This window comes from Streptomyces sp. NPDC007856 (assembly GCF_042868225.1).
GTDB lineage: Bacteria > Actinomycetota > Actinomycetes > Streptomycetales > Streptomycetaceae > Streptomyces.
On sequence record NZ_JBIAEC010000036.1, the window covers coordinates 20,735 to 38,094 of the forward strand.

Annotated in this window: 17 protein-coding genes; 3 read left to right on the forward strand and 14 right to left on the reverse strand. The window is 70.6% G+C overall.

The features are described 5' to 3' along the window. Positions 1-56: 56 nt before the first annotated feature. The 5 genes from ACFYOH_RS41685 to ACFYOH_RS41705 all read right to left on the reverse strand — a co-directional run bounded on the left by ACFYOH_RS41685 (position 57) and on the right by ACFYOH_RS41705 (position 5,733). On the reverse strand, positions 57-1,769 hold the full coding sequence (locus ACFYOH_RS41685; RefSeq protein WP_388636724.1) for a uroporphyrinogen-III synthase: 1,713 nt from the start codon (positions 1,767-1,769) through the stop codon (positions 57-59). Continuing rightward, positions 1,766-2,725 carry a hydroxymethylbilane synthase gene (gene hemC / locus ACFYOH_RS41690; RefSeq protein WP_388636727.1) on the reverse strand — a complete coding sequence of 320 codons (960 nt, stop codon included), beginning with the start codon at positions 2,723-2,725 and terminating at the stop codon, positions 1,766-1,768. Before hemC ends, ACFYOH_RS41685 begins: the two co-directional genes overlap by 4 nt. Then, positions 2,722-4,410 carry a glutamyl-tRNA reductase gene (locus tag ACFYOH_RS41695; protein ID WP_388636730.1) on the reverse strand — a complete coding sequence of 563 codons (1,689 nt, stop codon included), beginning with the start codon at positions 4,408-4,410 and terminating at the stop codon, positions 2,722-2,724. The genes hemC and ACFYOH_RS41695 overlap by 4 nt, the downstream gene beginning before the upstream one ends. Then, complete coding sequence (locus ACFYOH_RS41700; protein WP_388636733.1) at positions 4,407-5,171, reverse strand: redox-sensing transcriptional repressor Rex; 765 nt, start codon at positions 5,169-5,171, stop codon at positions 4,407-4,409. Before ACFYOH_RS41700 ends, ACFYOH_RS41695 begins: the two co-directional genes overlap by 4 nt. 280 nt (positions 5,172-5,451) lie before the next feature. Then, a complete protein-coding gene (locus ACFYOH_RS41705) occupies positions 5,452-5,733 on the reverse strand; it encodes a glutaredoxin family protein (protein ID WP_388636736.1) in 282 nt (93 codons plus the stop codon). A gap of 127 nt (positions 5,734-5,860) precedes the next feature. Here ACFYOH_RS41705 and ACFYOH_RS41710 point away from each other — a divergent pair, with 127 nt between their 5' ends. From ACFYOH_RS41710 to ACFYOH_RS41720, 3 genes are all read left to right on the forward strand, one after another. Next, on the forward strand, positions 5,861-6,790 hold the full coding sequence (locus ACFYOH_RS41710; protein ID WP_388636739.1) for an HAD family hydrolase: 930 nt from the start codon (positions 5,861-5,863) through the stop codon (positions 6,788-6,790). A 322-nt stretch (positions 6,791-7,112) separates the two neighbouring features. After that, positions 7,113-7,892, forward strand: coding sequence for an ECF subfamily RNA polymerase sigma factor, BldN family (locus ACFYOH_RS41715; RefSeq protein ID WP_388636742.1), 780 nt, complete (start codon positions 7,113-7,115; stop codon positions 7,890-7,892). Positions 7,893-8,127: 235 nt separating this feature from the next. Beyond that, positions 8,128-9,360 (forward strand): DUF5667 domain-containing protein, encoded by a 1,233-nt coding sequence (locus tag ACFYOH_RS41720; protein WP_388636745.1) that lies wholly within the window; start codon positions 8,128-8,130, stop codon positions 9,358-9,360. An 88-nt stretch (positions 9,361-9,448) separates the two neighbouring features. Here ACFYOH_RS41720 and ACFYOH_RS41725 read toward each other — a convergent pair whose 3' ends face one another. The 9 genes from ACFYOH_RS41725 to ACFYOH_RS41765 all read right to left on the reverse strand — a co-directional run bounded on the left by ACFYOH_RS41725 (position 9,449) and on the right by ACFYOH_RS41765 (position 17,254). Continuing rightward, the gene (locus ACFYOH_RS41725; protein WP_388636748.1) at positions 9,449-10,540 is read right to left on the reverse strand and encodes a lysophospholipid acyltransferase family protein; all 1,092 of its coding nucleotides are present in this window, start codon (positions 10,538-10,540) and stop codon (positions 9,449-9,451) included. Between the two features lie 24 nt (positions 10,541-10,564). Beyond that, positions 10,565-11,626 carry an NAD-dependent epimerase/dehydratase family protein gene (locus tag ACFYOH_RS41730; protein ID WP_388636750.1) on the reverse strand — a complete coding sequence of 354 codons (1,062 nt, stop codon included), beginning with the start codon at positions 11,624-11,626 and terminating at the stop codon, positions 10,565-10,567. Positions 11,627-11,849: 223 nt separating this feature from the next. Continuing rightward, positions 11,850-11,948, reverse strand: a complete 99-nt coding sequence (locus ACFYOH_RS41735; protein WP_003948845.1) for a 30S ribosomal protein bS22 — start codon at positions 11,946-11,948, stop codon at positions 11,850-11,852. Positions 11,949-12,084: 136 nt separating this feature from the next. Next, on the reverse strand, positions 12,085-12,297 hold the full coding sequence (locus tag ACFYOH_RS41740) for a helix-turn-helix domain-containing protein (RefSeq protein WP_159045602.1): 213 nt from the start codon (positions 12,295-12,297) through the stop codon (positions 12,085-12,087). Between the two features lie 129 nt (positions 12,298-12,426). Further along, positions 12,427-13,242 (reverse strand): phosphatase, encoded by an 816-nt coding sequence (locus ACFYOH_RS41745; RefSeq protein ID WP_388636753.1) that lies wholly within the window; start codon positions 13,240-13,242, stop codon positions 12,427-12,429. Positions 13,243-13,353: 111 nt separating this feature from the next. Next, positions 13,354-14,526, reverse strand: coding sequence for an acetoin utilization protein AcuC (locus ACFYOH_RS41750; protein ID WP_388636756.1), 1,173 nt, complete (start codon positions 14,524-14,526; stop codon positions 13,354-13,356). Further along, the gene (locus ACFYOH_RS41755) at positions 14,477-15,694 is read right to left on the reverse strand and encodes an MFS transporter (protein ID WP_388636759.1); all 1,218 of its coding nucleotides are present in this window, start codon (positions 15,692-15,694) and stop codon (positions 14,477-14,479) included. The genes ACFYOH_RS41750 and ACFYOH_RS41755 overlap by 50 nt, the downstream gene beginning before the upstream one ends. A gap of 81 nt (positions 15,695-15,775) precedes the next feature. Then, positions 15,776-16,516: a VC0807 family protein gene (locus ACFYOH_RS41760; RefSeq protein WP_388636762.1), complete on the reverse strand. Its 741-nt coding sequence runs from the start codon at positions 16,514-16,516 to the stop codon at positions 15,776-15,778. 93 nt (positions 16,517-16,609) lie between these two features. Further along, positions 16,610-17,254, reverse strand: coding sequence for an HAD family hydrolase (locus tag ACFYOH_RS41765; RefSeq protein ID WP_388636765.1), 645 nt, complete (start codon positions 17,252-17,254; stop codon positions 16,610-16,612). Between the last annotated feature and the right edge of the window lie 106 nt (positions 17,255-17,360).

Here is a 17,360-nt window from a genome sequence, read left to right on the forward strand (position 1 = left end):
CTCCACCCGACTCGGTCGGCTGGAGGGTGGGCAGGCAAGCGGAGCCCCCTGGCGCCTCAGGTCGTCGTACGACGCCGGCGCGCCCCCGGCCGGCGCTCGCTGGGTCGCGTCACCGGGTCCCCGTTCTCCAGTGCGACGGCGCGCCGCTTGAGGCCGAAGTCGGCCAGTGCCTCGGCCAGCTTGTGGACGGACGGCTCCGGGGCCATGACATCCACCCGCAGGCCATGCTCCTCGGCCGTCTTCGCCGTGGCCGGGCCGATGCACGCGATCACTGTCACGTTGTGCGGCTTGCCCGCGATGCCCACCAGGTTGCGGACCGTGGACGACGACGTGAAGAGGACCGCGTCGAAGCCACCGCCCTTGATCGCCTCGCGGGTCTCGGCCGGCGGCGGCGAGGCGCGGACCGTCCGGTAGGCGGTCACGTCGTCGACCTCCCAGCCCAGCTCGATGAGGCCGGCGACCAGCGTCTCCGTGGCGATGTCCGCGCGGGGCAGGAAGACACGGTCGATCGGGTCGAACACCGGGTCGTACGGCGGCCAGTCCTCCAGGAGGCCCGCCGCCGACTGCTCACCGCTCGGCACCAGGTCCGGCTTCACGCCGAAGGCGACCAGCGCCTTGGCCGTCTGCTCGCCCACCGCGGCCACCTTGATGCCCGCGAAGGCACGCGCGTCGAGGCCGTACTCCTCGAACTTCTCGCGCACCGCCTTCACCGCGTTGACCGACGTGAAGGCGATCCACTCGTAGCGGCCGGTGACCAGGCCCTTGACCGCACGTTCCATCTGCTGCGGGGTGCGCGGGGGCTCCACCGCGATCGTCGGGACCTCGTGCGGCACCGCGCCGTAGGACCGCAGCTGGTCGGAGAGCGACGCCGCCTGCTCCTTCGTGCGCGGCACGAGCACCTTCCAGCCGAACAGCGGCTTGGACTCGAACCACGACAGCTGGTCGCGCCGGGCGGCGGCGGAACGCTCGCCGACCACGGCTATCACCGGCCGGCCGCCGTCCGGGGAGGGCAGCACCTTCGCCTGCTTCAGGGTCTGCGCGATCGTGCCGAGCGTCGCCGCCCAGGTGCGCTGGCGCGTCGTCGTACCGGCGATCGTCACCGTCAGCGGGGTGTCCGGCTTGCGGCCCGCCGAGACCAGCTCGGCCGCCGCCGCGGCGACCGAGTCCAGGGTCGTGGAGACGACGACCGTGCCGTCCGAGGCGCCGACCTCGGTCCAGCAGCGGTCCGAGGCCGTACGGGCGTCCACGAAGCGGACGTCCGCGCCCTCGGCGTCCCGCAGCGGCACACCGGCGTACGCGGGCACACCGACCGCCGCCGCGACACCCGGGACCACCTCGAAGGGCACCCCGGCGGCGGCGCAGGCGAGCATTTCCTCGGCCGCGTACGTATCAAGTCCCGGGTCCCCGGACACCGCACGGACGACCCGCCTGCCGCCCCGCGCAGCCTCCATGACAAGATGAGCGGCATCCCGGGCAGCGGCCGGGACAGCGGCGGTTGTTGACGTGCCGTCAACGACCGTCAGCTGGGGCGTGCCGGTGCCCGGCGGCGAGACCGAAGAAGGGTCTGCGTCCGTCCGTACGACGGAGACGCCCTGTCGGGCGTGCGTCCGGATCACGTCGAGCACCTCGTGCTCGGCGACCAGGACGTCCGCGTTCGACAGCGCCTCCACGGCGCGCAGAGTCAGCAGTCCCGGATCTCCGGGTCCGGCACCGAGGAAGGTGACGTGCCCGTGTTCCGGACCGGCGGCAGGAAGGGCGGTGGGGCTCAATGTGCTCGCTCCCCCATCAGACCGGCCGCGCCCTGGGCGAGCATCTCGGTGGCGAGGTCGCGACCGAGTGCCAGCGCCTGGTCGTGCGTCTGGGGCACGGGACCGGTGGTGGACAGCTGCACCATGCGGGTGCCGTCGGTCGTGCCGACGACGCCGCGCAGGCGCATTTCCTTGACAAACTGCCCGTCGGCCAGCAAGTCGGCCAGCGCGCCCACAGGGGCGCTGCAGCCGGCTTCCAGGGCGGCGAGCAGTGACCGTTCGGCGGTCACGGCGGCCCGTGTGAACGGGTCGTCGAGTTCGCCGAGCGCCGCGATCAGGTCCGCGTTGTCCGCGGCACACTCGATCGCCAGTGCCCCCTGGCCGGGGGCGGGCAGAACCGTGTCGACCGACAGGAAGTCGGTCACCTCGTCGATCCGGCCTATCCGGTTCAGTCCGGCGGCGGCCAGTACGACGGCGTCGAGTTCGCCGTCGTGGACGTACCGGATCCGGGTGTCGACGTTGCCGCGGATCGGGACCGTCTCGATGTCCAGGCCGTGGGCGCGGGCGTACGCGTTCAGCTGCGCCATGCGGCGCGGCGAACCCGTGCCGATGCGCGCCCCGCGCGGCAGGTCCGTGAACTTCAGCGCGTCCCGGGCGACGATCACGTCCCGCGGATCCTCGCGCACCGGTACGGCGGCCAGGACCAGTTCCTCGGGCTGCGTGGTCGGCAGGTCCTTGAGCGAATGAACCGCGAAGTCGACCTCGCCACGTATCAGCGCGTCGCGCAGCGCCGTGACGAACACGCCGGTGCCGCCGATCTGGGCGAGGGCCTCGCGGGAGACATCGCCGTACGTGGTGATCTCGACCAGCTCGACGGGCCGCCCGGTCACCCGGTGGACGGCCTCCGCCACCTGCCCGGACTGGGCCATGGCGAGTTTGCTGCGCCTGGTCCCCAGCCTCAGTGCCTTCTCAGTCATGCCGGTCGGTCCTTCTTGTCTGTGCTGTCCTCGGCCCGGGAGACGGCGGCGACCGTCTCGGGGTCGAGGTCGAACAGGGTGCGCAGCGCGTCCGCGTACCCGGCGCCGCCGGGCTCGGCCGCGAGCTGCTTGACCCGTACGGTCGGCGCGTGCAGCAGCTTGTCGACGACCCGGTGCACGGCCTGCCGGATCTCGCCGCGCTGGCGTTCGTCCAGGTCGGGCAGGCGGCCGTCGAGCCGCGCGATCTCACCGGCGACGACGTCGGCGGCCATGGTGCGCAGCGCGACCACGGTCGGCGTGATGTGTGCCGCCCGCTGTGCCGCGCCGAAGGCCGCGACCTCGTCGGAGACGATACGCCGGACCTGGTCCACATCGGCCGCCATCGGCGCGTCGGCGGAGGCTTCCGCCAGCGACTCGATGTCGACGAGCCGCACCCCGGCCAGCCGGTGCACGGCCGCGTCGATGTCCCGGGGCATGGCCAGGTCGAGCAGGAAGAGGGAGGGCGCCGGGCGCTCGGCCGGCGGCTCCGGCCTGCGCCGCTCGGGGATCCGGCCCACGCTCGCGGCGGTGGCGGCGAGCGCGGTGATCAGCTCGGCGTCCGCCTCGGGGGTACGGCGGCCGGGGCGGTCGATCGTTCTGCCTGCGGCCCAGGCCGCGTGCTGCTCCAGGGTGGCCGCGTCCATGCCCGCCACGGCGGCCTCGCCCATGAGGGAGAAGCCGGGCTGCACGGCGGCCAGGTCCAGCGGGCAGTTCTCGTCGGCGCCGCCGGTGGTGGGCGGCAGCGGGGCCTCGGTCTTCCCCGCCTTCACGGCCGTGAGACCGGTGTCGGCGACGGGTGCGCCGGTGCGGCCCTCGACCGCCTTCGCGACCGCCTCCGCCGTGAGCACCAGGCCCGTCGCGCCGGTACAGGAGACGACGACGTCGGCACGTGTCAGCTCGTCCGGCACGGCGTCCATCCGTACCGCGCGGGCGGCCACCGCGTTGTCGTCGGCCTCGGCCAGTATCTGCGCGAGCCGCTCGGCGCGCTCGAAGGTGCGGTTGGCGACGACGACCTCGGCGACCCCGGCCCGCGCGAGCGTGGCTGCGGCCAGCGAGGACATCGACCCGGCGCCGATGACCAGCGCCTTCTTGCCCGCGGCCCAGTCCACGACGGATCCGCCGACGGCCAGCTGCTCCAGGCCGAAGGTGACCAGGGACTGTCCGGCGCGGTCGATGCCGGTCTCGGAGTGGGCGCGCTTGCCGACCCGCAGGCCCTGCTGGAACAGGTCGTTCATCAGCTTGCCGGCGCTGTGCAGCTCCTGCGCCTTGGCCAGGGAGTCCTTGATCTGGCCGAGGATCTGCCCCTCGCCGACAACCATCGAGTCCAGGCCGCAGGCCACCGAGAACAGGTGGTGGACGGCCCGGTCCTCGTAGTGCACGTAGAGGTACGGGGTGAGCTCCTCCAGGCCGACGCCGCTGTGCTGGGCGAGCAGCGTGGACAGCTCGGCGACACCGGCGTGGAACTTGTCCACGTCGGCGTACAGCTCGATGCGGTTGCAGGTGGCGAGCACCGCGGCCTCGGTGGCCGGCTCGGCGGCGACCGTGTCCTGCAGCAGTTTGATCTGGGCGTCCGCGCCCAGCGCGGCCCGCTCCAGCACGCTCACCGGGGCGCTGCGGTGGCTCAGCCCGACGACGAGGAGACTCATGCCGGCATCACGGCGGGTACGTCCCCGTCGGGCCCCTGGTCGGCGGACGCGTCGTGCGCGGTGGCGGGCAGCGAGCCGACGTCACCGGCCGTGGTCTCCTCGCCGGCCTTGCGCTGCTCGTGGAAGGCGAGGATCTGGAGCTCGATCGAGAGGTCGACCTTGCGCACGTCGACGCCGTCCGGGACGGACAGCACGGTCGGCGCGAAGTTCAGGATGGAGGTGACCCCGGCGGCCACGAGCCGGTCGCAGACCTGCTGGGCGGCACCGGCGGGAGTGGCGATGACGCCGATGGACACCCCGTTGCCCTTGATGATCTTTTCCAGGTCGTCGGTGTGCTGCACCGGGATACCGGCGACGGGCTTTCCGGCCATCGCGGGATCGGCGTCGATCAGCGCGGCCACCCGGAAACCACGGGAGGCGAACCCGCCGTAATTGGCCAGGGCGGCGCCGAGGTTACCGATACCGACGATCACAACCGGCCAGTCCTGGGTCAGGCCGAGTTCACGGGAGATCTGGTAGACGAGATACTCCACGTCGTAGCCGACACCGCGCGTTCCGTAGGAGCCCAGGTAGGAGAAGTCCTTGCGCAGCTTGGCGGAGTTGACCCCCGCCGCGGCCGCCAGCTCCTCGGAGGAGACCGTGGGTACCGAGCGCTCCGACAGTGCGGTCAGGGCTCGGAGGTACAGCGGAAGCCTGGCGACGGTGGCCTCGGGAATCCCTCGGCTACGGGTCGCCGGTCGGTGTGTTCGGCCAGTTGCCACGGTGCTCCTGCGGGTAGAGCGGGGCTGCAGGCGGTCATACGTCCCCAGACCGCCCCGTGGACAGCAGGCTATGTCTTTGTGAACGCGTGCACAAAGATGGTGTCCGATTTGCCCGGCAGAAGTGACCGGGGTCACGCACCTTTCACGCCCTTGACGGGAACCGGTGCATACGCACCGACGTTCCTTCGTTACTGGGGGCAAAACCGCACACTCTCCTCACGAATCCCGCCCCCGAGATCAGACCGCCGTCGATCCTAAGCGACTTTCCGACCGGTTTGGACTAGTCGGTCAGTGCCCGGCGCAGCCGCTCCTCGTTCACGCGCCAGAAGGTGTGCTGTTCACCATCGACCAGTACGACCGGGATCTGCTCCCAGTACTGGTCATGGAGCACCGGGTCCTCGGTGATGTCCTTCTGCTCCCAGGACACGCCGAGTTCTGCGCAGACCTTCTCGATCACGACCTGCGCGTCGTCGCAGAGATGACAGCCGGGCTTGCGGATGAGCGTGACCAGCCGGTCACGGGGGTCGGCGGGGGCGGCCTTGCGGCGGAAAAGCGGACTCATACCGGCCATTGTCGCGCGCGCCGTGCACGCTTCGGATCAGCTCTTTAACGGCCCGGTCGCGGAGAGTTCACGCGCATCCAACCTCGCGACTGACGGAACCACCGAACAAACTGGCTATGCTCACGACATGGCCGCTCTCGGATGGCTCACTCCCCGTAGGCGCTCCGCCACCGCGCGCAGCGTGTTGGCCGGCGAAGCCTCGGCGGAGGCTGCCCGCAAGTCCTCGCAGGAAGCGCAGGAAACGCCGCAGGTCACCGCCAGGGAACCGGAGTTCCCCGTGATCGGGGACGAGAAGGCGGCTGCCTTCTTCGACCTCGACAACACCGTCATGCAGGGCGCCGCGCTGTTCCACTTCGGCCGGGGCCTGTACAAGCGGAAGTTCTTCGAGACGCGCGACCTCGCCAAGTTCGCCTGGCAGCAGGCCTGGTTCCGGCTGGCCGGCGTCGAGGACCCCGAGCACATGCAGGACGCGCGCGACTCGGCGCTGTCGATCGTCAAGGGCCACCGGGTCGCCGAGCTGGAGTCGATCGGCGAGGAGATCTACGACGAGTACATGGCCGACCGCATCTGGCCCGGCACCCGAGCCCTGGCCCAGGCCCACCTGGACGCGGGCCAGAAGGTGTGGCTGGTCACGGCGGCCCCGGTGGAGATCGCCCAGGTGATCGCCCGCCGCCTGGGCCTGACCGGCGCGCTCGGCACGGTGGCCGAGTCGGTGGACGGCGTCTACACGGGCAAGCTGGTCGGCGAGCCGCTGCACGGGCCCGCGAAGGCGGAGGCGGTCCGCGCCCTGGCCGCGGCGGAGAGCCTCGACCTCTCCCGCTGCGCGGCCTACAGCGACAGCCACAACGACATCCCGATGCTGTCCCTGGTCGGTCACCCCTACGCCATCAACCCCGACGCCAAGCTGCGCAAACACGCCCGCGAGAAGGACTGGCGCCTGCGCGACTACCGCACCGGCCGGAAGGCGGCGAAGGTCGGCATTCCGGCGGCGGCGGGGGTCGGCGCGGTAGCCGGTGGCACCGCGGCGGCCATCGCCCTGAGCCGACGGCGCCGATAGCGGCTCAGCGGCACCTCCCATCGGGCAGCGCCCCGAACTCACCAGCCTCGGCATCGGACCCGGATTATGCCGCGGCCACTTCAACACGCGCCGTACCTCGCCGAAACCGGCCAGATTTCGGTCAACAAGCGATCACGATACGGCACTTGAGCTGGCGTCAATCAGTAACAGAAGCGACGCAATCGATGATTTGAGCAACTCGGTGTAGCAGTGCCTGCACGAAGCGTTATTCTCCTCAGACGCAAACCGGTACCCCTCCGTCGCTACGACGGGTGAACGGTCCCGCACTGCACGTGATGGAAGCTCTGCCTCTGGGAGTCCCGTGTACCCACACGTCGGGGTTGACGCCTCGGGCCTGGCTACGCTGCGCGCGACCGTCGCAGCGGTCAAAGAGACGCTGCGCGGCCTCGCCCCGACCGCGTACGCCGTCCCCGCCTTCGCCGCCGCCGCGCCCGTAGGCCCCTGCTACGCACTGGCCGAAGGCAGCGCCGCCGTGGGCAGACGCGGGCGCTCCGCCGGCGCCGCCACCGCCCGCCGCCCGGCCGCCGACAGCGACAGCGCCCGGATGATGGACCTGGTCGAGCGCGCCCAGGCGGGCGAGGCCGAGGCCTTCGGCCGGCTGTACGACCAGTACAGCGACACGGTGTACCGGTACATCTACTACCGCGTCGGCGGCCGGGCCACCGCCGAGGACCTGACGAGCGAGACCTTTCTGCGGGCCCTGCGCAGGATCGGCACCTTCACCTGGCAGGGCCGCGACTTCGGAGCCTGGCTGGTCACGATCGCCCGTAACCTGGTCGCCGACCACTTCAAGTCCAGCCGCTTCCGCCTGGAGGTCACCACCGGCGAGATGCTGGACGCCAACGAGGTCGAGCGCTCCCCGGAGGACTCCGTCCTGGAGTCCCTGTCGAACGCCGCGCTGCTCGACGCGGTGCGCCGGCTCAACCCGCAGCAGCAGGAGTGCGTGACGCTCCGCTTCCTCCAGGGGCTCTCGGTCGCCGAGACCGCCCGCGTCATGGGCAAGAACGAGGGCGCCATCAAGACCCTCCAGTACCGCGCCGTACGCACACTGGCCCGACTGCTGCCGGACGACGCCCGCTGAACCAGGCAACTCTCGGCAATACTCAACTCACGCTCCGTGAAAGCGCGTTGCCGCCACGATTCGGGCATCCGCCGTCCGTAACCCAAGTGCCGCGCCAGTCGTTGTGCGGGATACAGGCTCCCTGTGGTCACGTCCTGGCAGACCCTGATCGCTCGATCGTGTGAAGTGGTCGCGGACGTGCAACCCTCAGGACCCCCTGGGGAGTCGACCGTCATGACGAGAGGAGGTGCCGCCAGTGATCGCGAACGTATCGGCGCACCGGCGGGCGAACGCCTTCGCCCAGGCCCTGGAGGAGCAGTCCGACCGGGACACGGCGGCCCAGCAGTCCGTAGGCCCGGCAGGTGCTCCGCCGACCGCCGAGGAGCAGACCGAGCGGGGCGAGCTACTGGCCCTGGCCGTGGGCCTCGGCGCGCTGCCCAAGCCGCAGCTCGACCCCGAGGTCAAGGTCGTGCAGCGCGCCCAGCTGGTCGCCGCGATGGAGGCCATGCTCAAGGAGGGCACGGGGGCGGCGGACGCGTCGGTACCGGATCAGCGTTCTTCCCGGTCCCGAGCCGCCCACCGGGCGAGTCCGCTGGGCAAACTCCGCCCGCGTTCCCGGCTGACCAAGGGGCTGGCGGCGGGCGGGCTGAGCGTGGGCGTGGCCGCGGGAGCCTTCGGCGGAGTCGCCGCCGCCAGCTCGAACGCCCTGCCAGGTGATTCCCTCTACGGCCTCAAACGCGGCATCGAGGACTTCAAGCTCAATTACCTGACCAACGGCGACGACCAGCGCGGCCAGACCTACCTCGACCAGGCCTCCACCCGGCTCAACGAGGCCCGCCGGCTGCTGGAGCGCGGCCGCGGCGGCCACCTCGACCACGAGTCCATCGGCGAGATCCGCCGCACGCTCTCCGGCATGCAGCAGGACGTCACCGAGGGCCACCGCCTGCTCCACGAGGCCTATGAGGCCGACCCCCACTCCCTCGGCCCCATCCAGGCCCTGTCCACGTTCTCCCGCTCCCACCGCGAGGTGTGGACCGCGCTCAGCGACAAGCTGCCCGTGCAGCTCGGGGACGTCAAACAGCAGGTCTCGTCGGTCTTCGACGCCATAGACCAGGAGGTCGCCCCGCTGCAGTCCCTGCTCCCGCAGCCACCCGCCCAGGGCGGCGGCGGCAAGCACCAGGGCTCCGGCTCGGCATCCACCGGCTCCTCCGGCGGCGCCCGGTCGACGGCGCCCAGCTCCGCCGGCACCACCCCGTCCACCGGCCGGCACGCACGCCCGGGCGACCCGAGCGGCTCGGCCACCGGCAGCAGCGGCGAGGGCCTGCTCGGCGGCGACACGGGCGGCCTGCTGGAGCCACCGAAGACGGGCACCGGCACCAGCGCCCCGTCCACCGGCAAACCCCCGTCCACCGCCCCCGACATCACCCTCCCCCCGCTCCTCCCCGGCCTCCTCCCGGGCCTGGGCATCGACAGCGAGGACACACACTGACGCCGTTACGGCAACGACGCCGGGGGTGCCCCACCCAGATGGGGCGCCCCCGGCGTCCGTCTGCTGGAAGCGCCGACCGGCCGCCCGTTCAGAAGAACACCGAGCGCCGCTGCACCAACAGCTTGTACAGCGTGTGCTGAATCTGCTCCCGCACCTGATCGGTCAGGTTGAACATCAGCATCGGATCCTCGGCCGCCTCCGCCGGATACCCGTCCGTCGCAATCGGCTGCCCGAACTGAATCGTCCACTTGGTCGGCAACGGAATCGCACCGAGCGGCCCCAGCCACGGAAACGTCGGCGTCAACGGGAAGTACGGAAAGCCCAGCACCCGCGCCAGCGTCTTCGCGTTGCCGATCATCGGATAGATCTCCTCCGCGCCCACGATCGAGCACGGAATGATCGGCACCCCCTGCCGCAGCGCGGTCGACACAAAGCCACCCCGCCCGAACCGCTGCAGCTTGTACCGCTCGCTGAAAGGTTTCCCGATGCCCTTGAAGCCCTCCGGCATCACCCCGACCAGCTCCCCCTGAGCCAGCAGCCGCTCGGCGTCCTCCGCGCAGGCCAGGGTGTGCCCCAGCTTGCGGGCCAGCTCGTTGACCACCGGCAGCACGAAGACCAAGTCGGCCGCCAGCAGCCGCAGATGACGGTCGGCCGGATGATGGTCGTGCACCGCGACCTGCATCATCAGCCCGTCCAGCGGCAGCGTCCCGGAGTGGTTGGCGACGATCAGCGCCCCGCCCTCGGCCGGGATGTTCTCGATGCCCTTCACCTCGACCCTGAAGTACTTCTCGTACACCGGCCGCAGCAGTGACATCAGGACCTGGTCGGTCAGCTCCGCGTCGTAACCGAAGTCGTCGACGTCGTAGTCCCCGGTCAGCCGGCGCCGCAGAAAGGCCAGCCCGGCCGCCACCCGCCGCTCCAGGCCGCCGTCGTCCCGCCCAGCGGCACCCGACCGCTCCAGCGGCTCCTCCGGCTTCTGGGGCTTCTCCTCGCGGCTCACAGGCCCATCTTCCCGTGCCTGGCCCCGGCCCGGCAGAGGCTGGACCTCACCCATCTCCCGGGCCCCGGCCTCGCCTAGGGCACCGCGCCGGCTGCCCGTGCTCCGGCGCCGCGCCGGGCGTTGCACCGCGCCCCCGCGGGACCGGTCGTCGTCGAACGGAATGACCTTGGCGTCCGCCATCGTTGCTGCGCTCCTCGGTTGGCGCTAGTCGGCGCTGTGCGTCGTGGGCCGGCCGCCGCCCTTCGCGGCCAGCGCGGCGATCCGGTCGACGGCCCCCGCGAGGGCCTGAGGCGGCACCAGCCCGGGGCCCTGGCCGCGCGCGAAGTCCGCGAACGTCTCCGCCGTCGTGTACCTGGGCGTGAAGCCCAGCGTGTCGCGCATCTGGACCGTGTCCACCACCCGCCCGTGCGTGAGCAGCCGGATCTGCTCCGGCGAGAAGTCCGTCATACCGAGCGTACGCACCAGCGACCCCGCCCAGGTGACCGCCGGCAGCAGCAGCGGCACCGTCGGGCGCCCGAGCCGCCGGGAGCACTGCGAGAGCAGCAGCACACCGTCCCCGGCGATGTTGAAGGTGCCGCTGTTGAGGGTGCCCCGGCGCGGTTCGTGCGAGGCCATCCTGAGCACCTCGACGACGTCGTCCTCGTGCACGAACTGCAGCCGCGGGTCGTAGCCGAACACGGTCGGCAGGACGGGCAGCGCGAAGTAGGAGGCGAGCGGGGTGTCCGCGGCGGGGCCGAGGATGTTGGCGAACCGCAGCACGCACACGGCGACGTCCGGCCGCCGCCGGGCGAACCCCCGCACATACCCCTCGACCTCGACGGTGTCCTTCGCGAAGCCGCCGCTCGGCAGCGACTTCGGCGGGGTCGTCTCGGTGAACACGGCCGGATCGCGCGGCGCCGAGCCGTACACGTTCGTACTGGACTTGACCACCAGCCGCTTCACGGTCGGCGACTTCTGGCAGGCGCCGAGCAACTGCATGGTGCCGATGACGTTGGTCTCCTTGACCGTGGCCCGGTTGCCGCTGCCCAGCGCCGTGCCGGTCACGTCCATGTGGACGACCGTGTCGGCTCCCGTCTCGGCGAGCACCCGGGCGATGGTCGCCTGCCGGATGTCGGCCTGGATGAAGTCCGCACCGCCCAGATGGTGCGCCGGCGGCACCGCGTCCACGGCGATCACCCGGTCGACCTCCGGATCCCGCTGGATCCGCCGTACGAACCGGCCGCCCAGTTGCCGGGCCACTCCGGTGACGAGCACGACCTTCCCCAAGATCAGCGCCTTCCCTCGTACGTGATGCGTACGGCCAACCTAGCGGGTTGATGTTGCGCTGTGATGACCACCCGATGCACGAAGTGACGGAAATTCACTCATCGGAACATGCCGGGTTCCCCCGGACACGCCTGCCACCCCCGGCAGCCGGCCCCGGATATGCCTGTGGCCCCCCACCAGTGCTGATGGGAGGCCACAGCGTGACACGCTCTCGCGACGCCGCTTACTTCTTGTTGCGGCGCTGAACGCGCGTGCGCTTGAGCAGCTTGCGGTGCTTCTTCTTGGCCATCCGCTTGCGCCGCTTCTTGATAACAGAGCCCACGACTACCCTCGCTCACTTCTCATCACTCGGTTGTTTGGGCGCCATGGGCCCACACGACCTACGAGGGGCTAGCCTACCCAACCGAGCGCCGAGGTCGTAATCGAGGGGGGTACCCCGGGTCACCCTGGGGTTGCCGTCAGGCAGTCTCCACCCCCACATAGCTGTCACGGAGGTACTCGTGTACCGCTTGCTCCGGGACACGGAACGACCGCCCGACCCGGATCGCGGGCAGATGACCGCTGTGCACCAGGCGGTACACGGTCATCTTCGACACTCGCATCACCGAGGCGACCTCCGCCACGGTAAGGAACACGACCTCGTTCAGAGGCCTCTCGTCAGCTGCAGCCATGACACACCTGAACCTTCCGCACTCGACGGCCACCGGCTTCCCCTTCCGGTGACTCTTCGTCGTTGCGTGCTCACTCCCCAATGTAGGGGCGGGTGATGCAAGTGGGGAAGAGGTGCACCCATCGCAGGCCTACTGTGACAGACACGCTCGTTTGAGTACGTAGCGGGTGAGCGGCCGGTAGTACTCAGACCGCACGGCGTCATCAAGCGGAACGACGACGGACACGCGCCCCTCTGCCTCCCCCACGAACAGCGCCGGATCATCGGTGTCGGCGAGCCCGATGGTCTCGAACCCCAGCTGACCAGCGCCGCAGACCCAGCCGTGATCGCCGACGACCAGTTCGGGCAACGGCCCACCGCCCTCCGCCGCGGCCTCCAGCACGACCCGAACCGGCAGCGGCGAATGACTGTGCACGCCCGGCTCACAACCCGGGCGCCCGTCGTCGGTTTCCCGCACCAACCCAACCCGCCGTGCGTAGCCGAGGTGATACGTACGTAGACCGAACCGGGTCAATATGTCGACACGGCGACCCTGCGCGGGAGTGAGCACGTCACACCCCGCCGCCGAGAGCGCGTCCGCCAAGTCGGCGTAGAACCCGAGCAGCCGCTGCGGATGCCCGGTCCCGAACAACACGGGCGCGCCACGCCTGGCCACCTGCCGGATCCGCCCCGCGAAGGCATCCAGCGCGGCCAGCGTCCGCTCCGGATCGATCACATCCGGCCCCGAAGTGTGCCGGGGATCGCCCGAGACCCCACACTTCTGCGCCATCAGCTCAAGCAACTCCGGCTGCTCCCAAGTCCCTTCGGGATCGAGCCCGATCAGCACCCGGGGATCCCGGGCCGCGAACAGCCGATAACTCCGCAGACTGTCCTCCCGAGAGGTCCCCACCTCCCCGGCAAGCCGAACAGCCAGCAGATGCGCACGCAGAGCTCCGCCGGTCGACATGGGTGCGATGGTGACGCATGGCTGCGGGAGAGGGGGCGCAAACGCGGGAAGTGCGCACGGTTGGCGTAACGGAGGCGAGAGCAGTCATCCCGGGCGGAGCCCCCGGTCCGTTCAGGGCAGCAGCCCCCGCAGCGGGAACACCGCCCGACGAGTGGCCCGTACCGCCTGATCAAGCCGGTCCGCGGGGTCGTAACCCGACTCCCACGACGCCCAGTTCACCGGCCACCGCCCATCGGTCATCCGCTGCGGCCCGAACTGCCGGGTCCGAGCGAACACCTCCTGCCGCCACGCCTCCGGAATCATCGCCTCCGGTGCCACCGGCCGCCCCGCCGCGATCCCCACCAGATGCGTCCACGACCGCGGCACGACATCGACCACCGCGTACCCGCCGCCCCCCAGCGCGACCCACTTCCCCCCGGCGTACTCGTGCGCCAGCTCATGGCACGCCACCTGCACCGCCCGCTGCGCGTCCAGCGACACGGCAAGGTGCGCGAGCGGATCCTCGAAGTGCGTGTCCGCCCCGTGCTGCGACACCAGCACCTGCGGCCGGAACTCCGCCAGCAACTCCGGCACCACCGCGTGGAACGCCCGCACCCACCCCGCGTCCCCGGTCCCCGCCGGCAGCGCGACGTTGACGGCCGCCCCCTCACCGGCCCCGGCACCCGTCTCCTCCGGCCACCCGGTCTGCGGGAACAACGTACGGGGATGCTCGTGCAGCGAGATCGTCAGGACCCGCGGATCCTCCCAGAACGCCGCCTGCACCCCGTCCCCGTGATGCACGTCGACATCCACATAGGCGACCCGCTCGGCCCCCAGCTCCAGCAACCGGGCGATGGCCAGCGAGGCGTCGTTGTACACGCAGAACCCGGACGCGCCCCCGGGCATCGCATGGTGCAGCCCGCCCGCGAAATTCACGGCGTGCTCGGCATCCCCCCGCCACACCGCCTCCGCCGCCCCCACCGACTGCCCGGCGATCAGCGCGGACACCTCGTGCATCCCGGCGAAGGCCGGATCATCGAGGGTCCCCAGCCCGTACGACCCGTTCGCCGACGCCGGAGCGGCCGACGCGGCCTTCACCGCGTCGATGTAGTCCTCCCGGTGGACCAGCCGCAGCGTCGACTCCCCGGCCGGCTTGGCAGCGACGACCTCCATCTCCCGGTCGAGCCCGAAGGCCTCCACCAGTTTCCGGGTCAGTGTCAGCCGGACCGGATCCATCGGATGGTCCGGGCCGAAGTCATAGCCCGTTACTGCCTCGTCCCACATCAGCTGTGCGCGGCCGCTCATGCCCGCCACCGTATCGGTCCTGTTGAGCGGCGAACGACCTGGCGTACACCAACGTCACCAGCACCAACACCATCGGCACGAGCATGGCGCCCCGATAGCTCCAGGCATCGCCCAGAGCACCGACCAACGGCGAACCGATCAGAAAGCCCACGTAATTGAAAATGTTCAACCGCGCGATGGCCGCGTCCGAAGCCCCTGGAAACAGGCGCCCCGCCGCCGCGAACGTCTGCGGCACCAGCACGCACAACCCCAGACCCAGCAGTGTGAACCCGAGCATCCCCACCCACGCCCCGGGCGCCGAGGCCACCACCGCGAACCCGCCGGCCGCCACCAGCGTCCCGAGCCGTACTACCGCCACCGCCCCGAACCGCCGCACCCCGAGGTCCCCGATGGCCCGCCCCAGCAACGTCGTCACCATGTACACGTTGTACGGCACCGTCGCCAGCTGCTCCGAGCTGCCCAGCACGTCCTTCAGATACTTCGCGCTCCAGTTGGAGACGGTCGAGTCCCCGATGTAGGCGAAGGTCATCACCAGGCACAGCGGCAGCAGCAGCTTGAAGACGACACCGGTGCCCCGACCCTGGTCCTGGTCCTCCCCCACCGGCGCCGGATCCCCGTCGACGTACCACCGGCTCCCCACGAGCGTCGCCGGCAGCAGCACGGCCACCACCGGCAGATACGACACCCACAGCGCGAGATGCCAGTGCGCCCCGCCCCAGGCCAGCGAGGCCCCCAGGATCCCGCCCAGGCTGTACGCGGCGTGGAAACTGAGCATGATGCTGCGCCCGTACGACCGCTGCAGGCTCACCCCGAGCATGTTCATGGACGCGTCCAGCGCCCCCACGGCCAGCCCGAACGCGCCCAGCGCCACCGCCAGCTCCGCGATGTGCCCGCCCGCCCCGGCGCCGAGCAGCGCCAGCAGGACGACCGGCTGGGACCAGCGCAGCAGCCGGCTGGGCCGTATTCGCCTCACCAGCTGCTCGGTGGTCACACTGCCGACACCGGCGAGGATCGGTACGGCGGCCAGGAAGGCCGGCAGCAGCGCGTCGGAGACGCCGTACCGGTCCTGGATGGCCGGGATGCGCGTCACCAGGAGGGCGAAGGTGGCGCCTTGGGCGAAGAAGCTGAACGCCAGCGAGGCCCTGCCGCGCCGCAGCACATCAGTCATGGCGGCGAGCGTAGGGCCCCGGGCTACCTGTGGGTAGATCCGGCCAAAGATGAATTTCCTTCAGCTTTACCGAACGGGGGCTCAGACGGCTACAGGGACCTCGGGCGTCCCGGCCTTGGTCACCTCGGCCTCGACCTCGGCGTTGAGCATCTTCTCCATCGGCTCCACGGCCAGCCCACCGCCGACCACGAATCCGATCACCATCGCGCCGACGAGGAAGACACTGCCGAGCCACACCATCGTGTCCACGGGAATGGTGTACGCACCCACAACCCGGGCGACACACTCGGCGAGCAGCACCAGCCCCCAGACGACCGAGAACGCCTTCTCCTTGCTCCGGAAGGCCGCGGACCGGTCCGACGCCCCGGAGACGAGCCGCTCCCAGGCGGCCTCCTTCGCCGCGTCGCCCTTCACCAGGAACGGCTTCATACCCGCGGTCATCATCGGCTTGCCCAGCCGGACGGAGACGAGGATGCCGAAGGCGACGACACTGCTGACCCCGCTGTCCTTGGCGAGCATCAGCCGCGGGTCACCGGACACGAAGCTCAGCAGCAGCGAGACGACGTTGACGACCAGGATGAGGCCGGCCAGAGCATTGGTCCTCCGCTCCTTGACCAGGCTCCACACGGTCCTCAGCGCCGGCACCACACTGCTCCAGGCGAGGGCGGCGAAGGTGCCCATCCCGAACGCGTCCTTGAAGAGGTAGTACGAGCCGAGCGGCACCGCCACGTCCAGGAGCAGCGGCCTGAAGTTGGCCAGCACGCTCGGTTCCTGCTTCTGCCGCTGCTCGGTCCGGCTCTGGATCCCCGTGTTCTTCGTCATGCCCTCAGCTTCGCCGCCACGCGGGGTGCGGCAGTAGAAACGATCGTCCGGACGTCCGCATGACAATTGTCAGGCACCGGGCGATGGCTTTCGTCAAACCAGCAGGTCGGCCAACTCACCCATGGAGGAGAAGAGTTGGTGGGCGGCCGCCAGCTTGGCCGCCGGTGTCATCGCGGTGAACCCGTAGACGGTCATGCCGGCCGCCACGGCCGCCTGGACGCCCAGCGGCGAATCCTCCACGACCAGGCACCGCTCCGGCGCCACCCCCATACACTCCGCCGCGTACAGGAAGAGATCGGGCGCCGGCTTCCCACGCCCCACGTCCTCGGAACTGAAGATCCGGTCCTCCTCGAACCACCGGTCGAGCCCGGTCGTGCGGTGCCCGACCCGGATCCGCGCATGACTCCCAGAGGAGGCCACGCAGTACGGCACCCCGTCTGCGGCCAGCTTCTCCAGTACGCCGGCCACACCGGCCACGGGCTGCAGCTCCCGCTCGAACGCGGCGAACACGCGCGCGTGGAAGACGTCGTCGAAGTCGTCCGGCAGCCGCTGACCGGTCCGCTCCAGCACGAGCTCATGGATCCGGTGCATCGCCGAGCCCATGTAGTCCCGGATGGAGTCCTCGTACGACGTCGGGTGCCCCAACTCGGTCAGATAGGCGGCCAGATGCCGGTTGGAGATGGGCTCGCTGTCGACGAGCACCCCGTCGTTGTCGAAGATGATCAGGTCATAGCGCATGGGCCAACCCTAAACGCAGAAAGGCCCACGCCATCCGGCGTGGGCCTTTCCCAAGAATTGTTCGGCGGCGTCCTACTCTCCCACAGGGTCCCCCCTGCAGTACCAT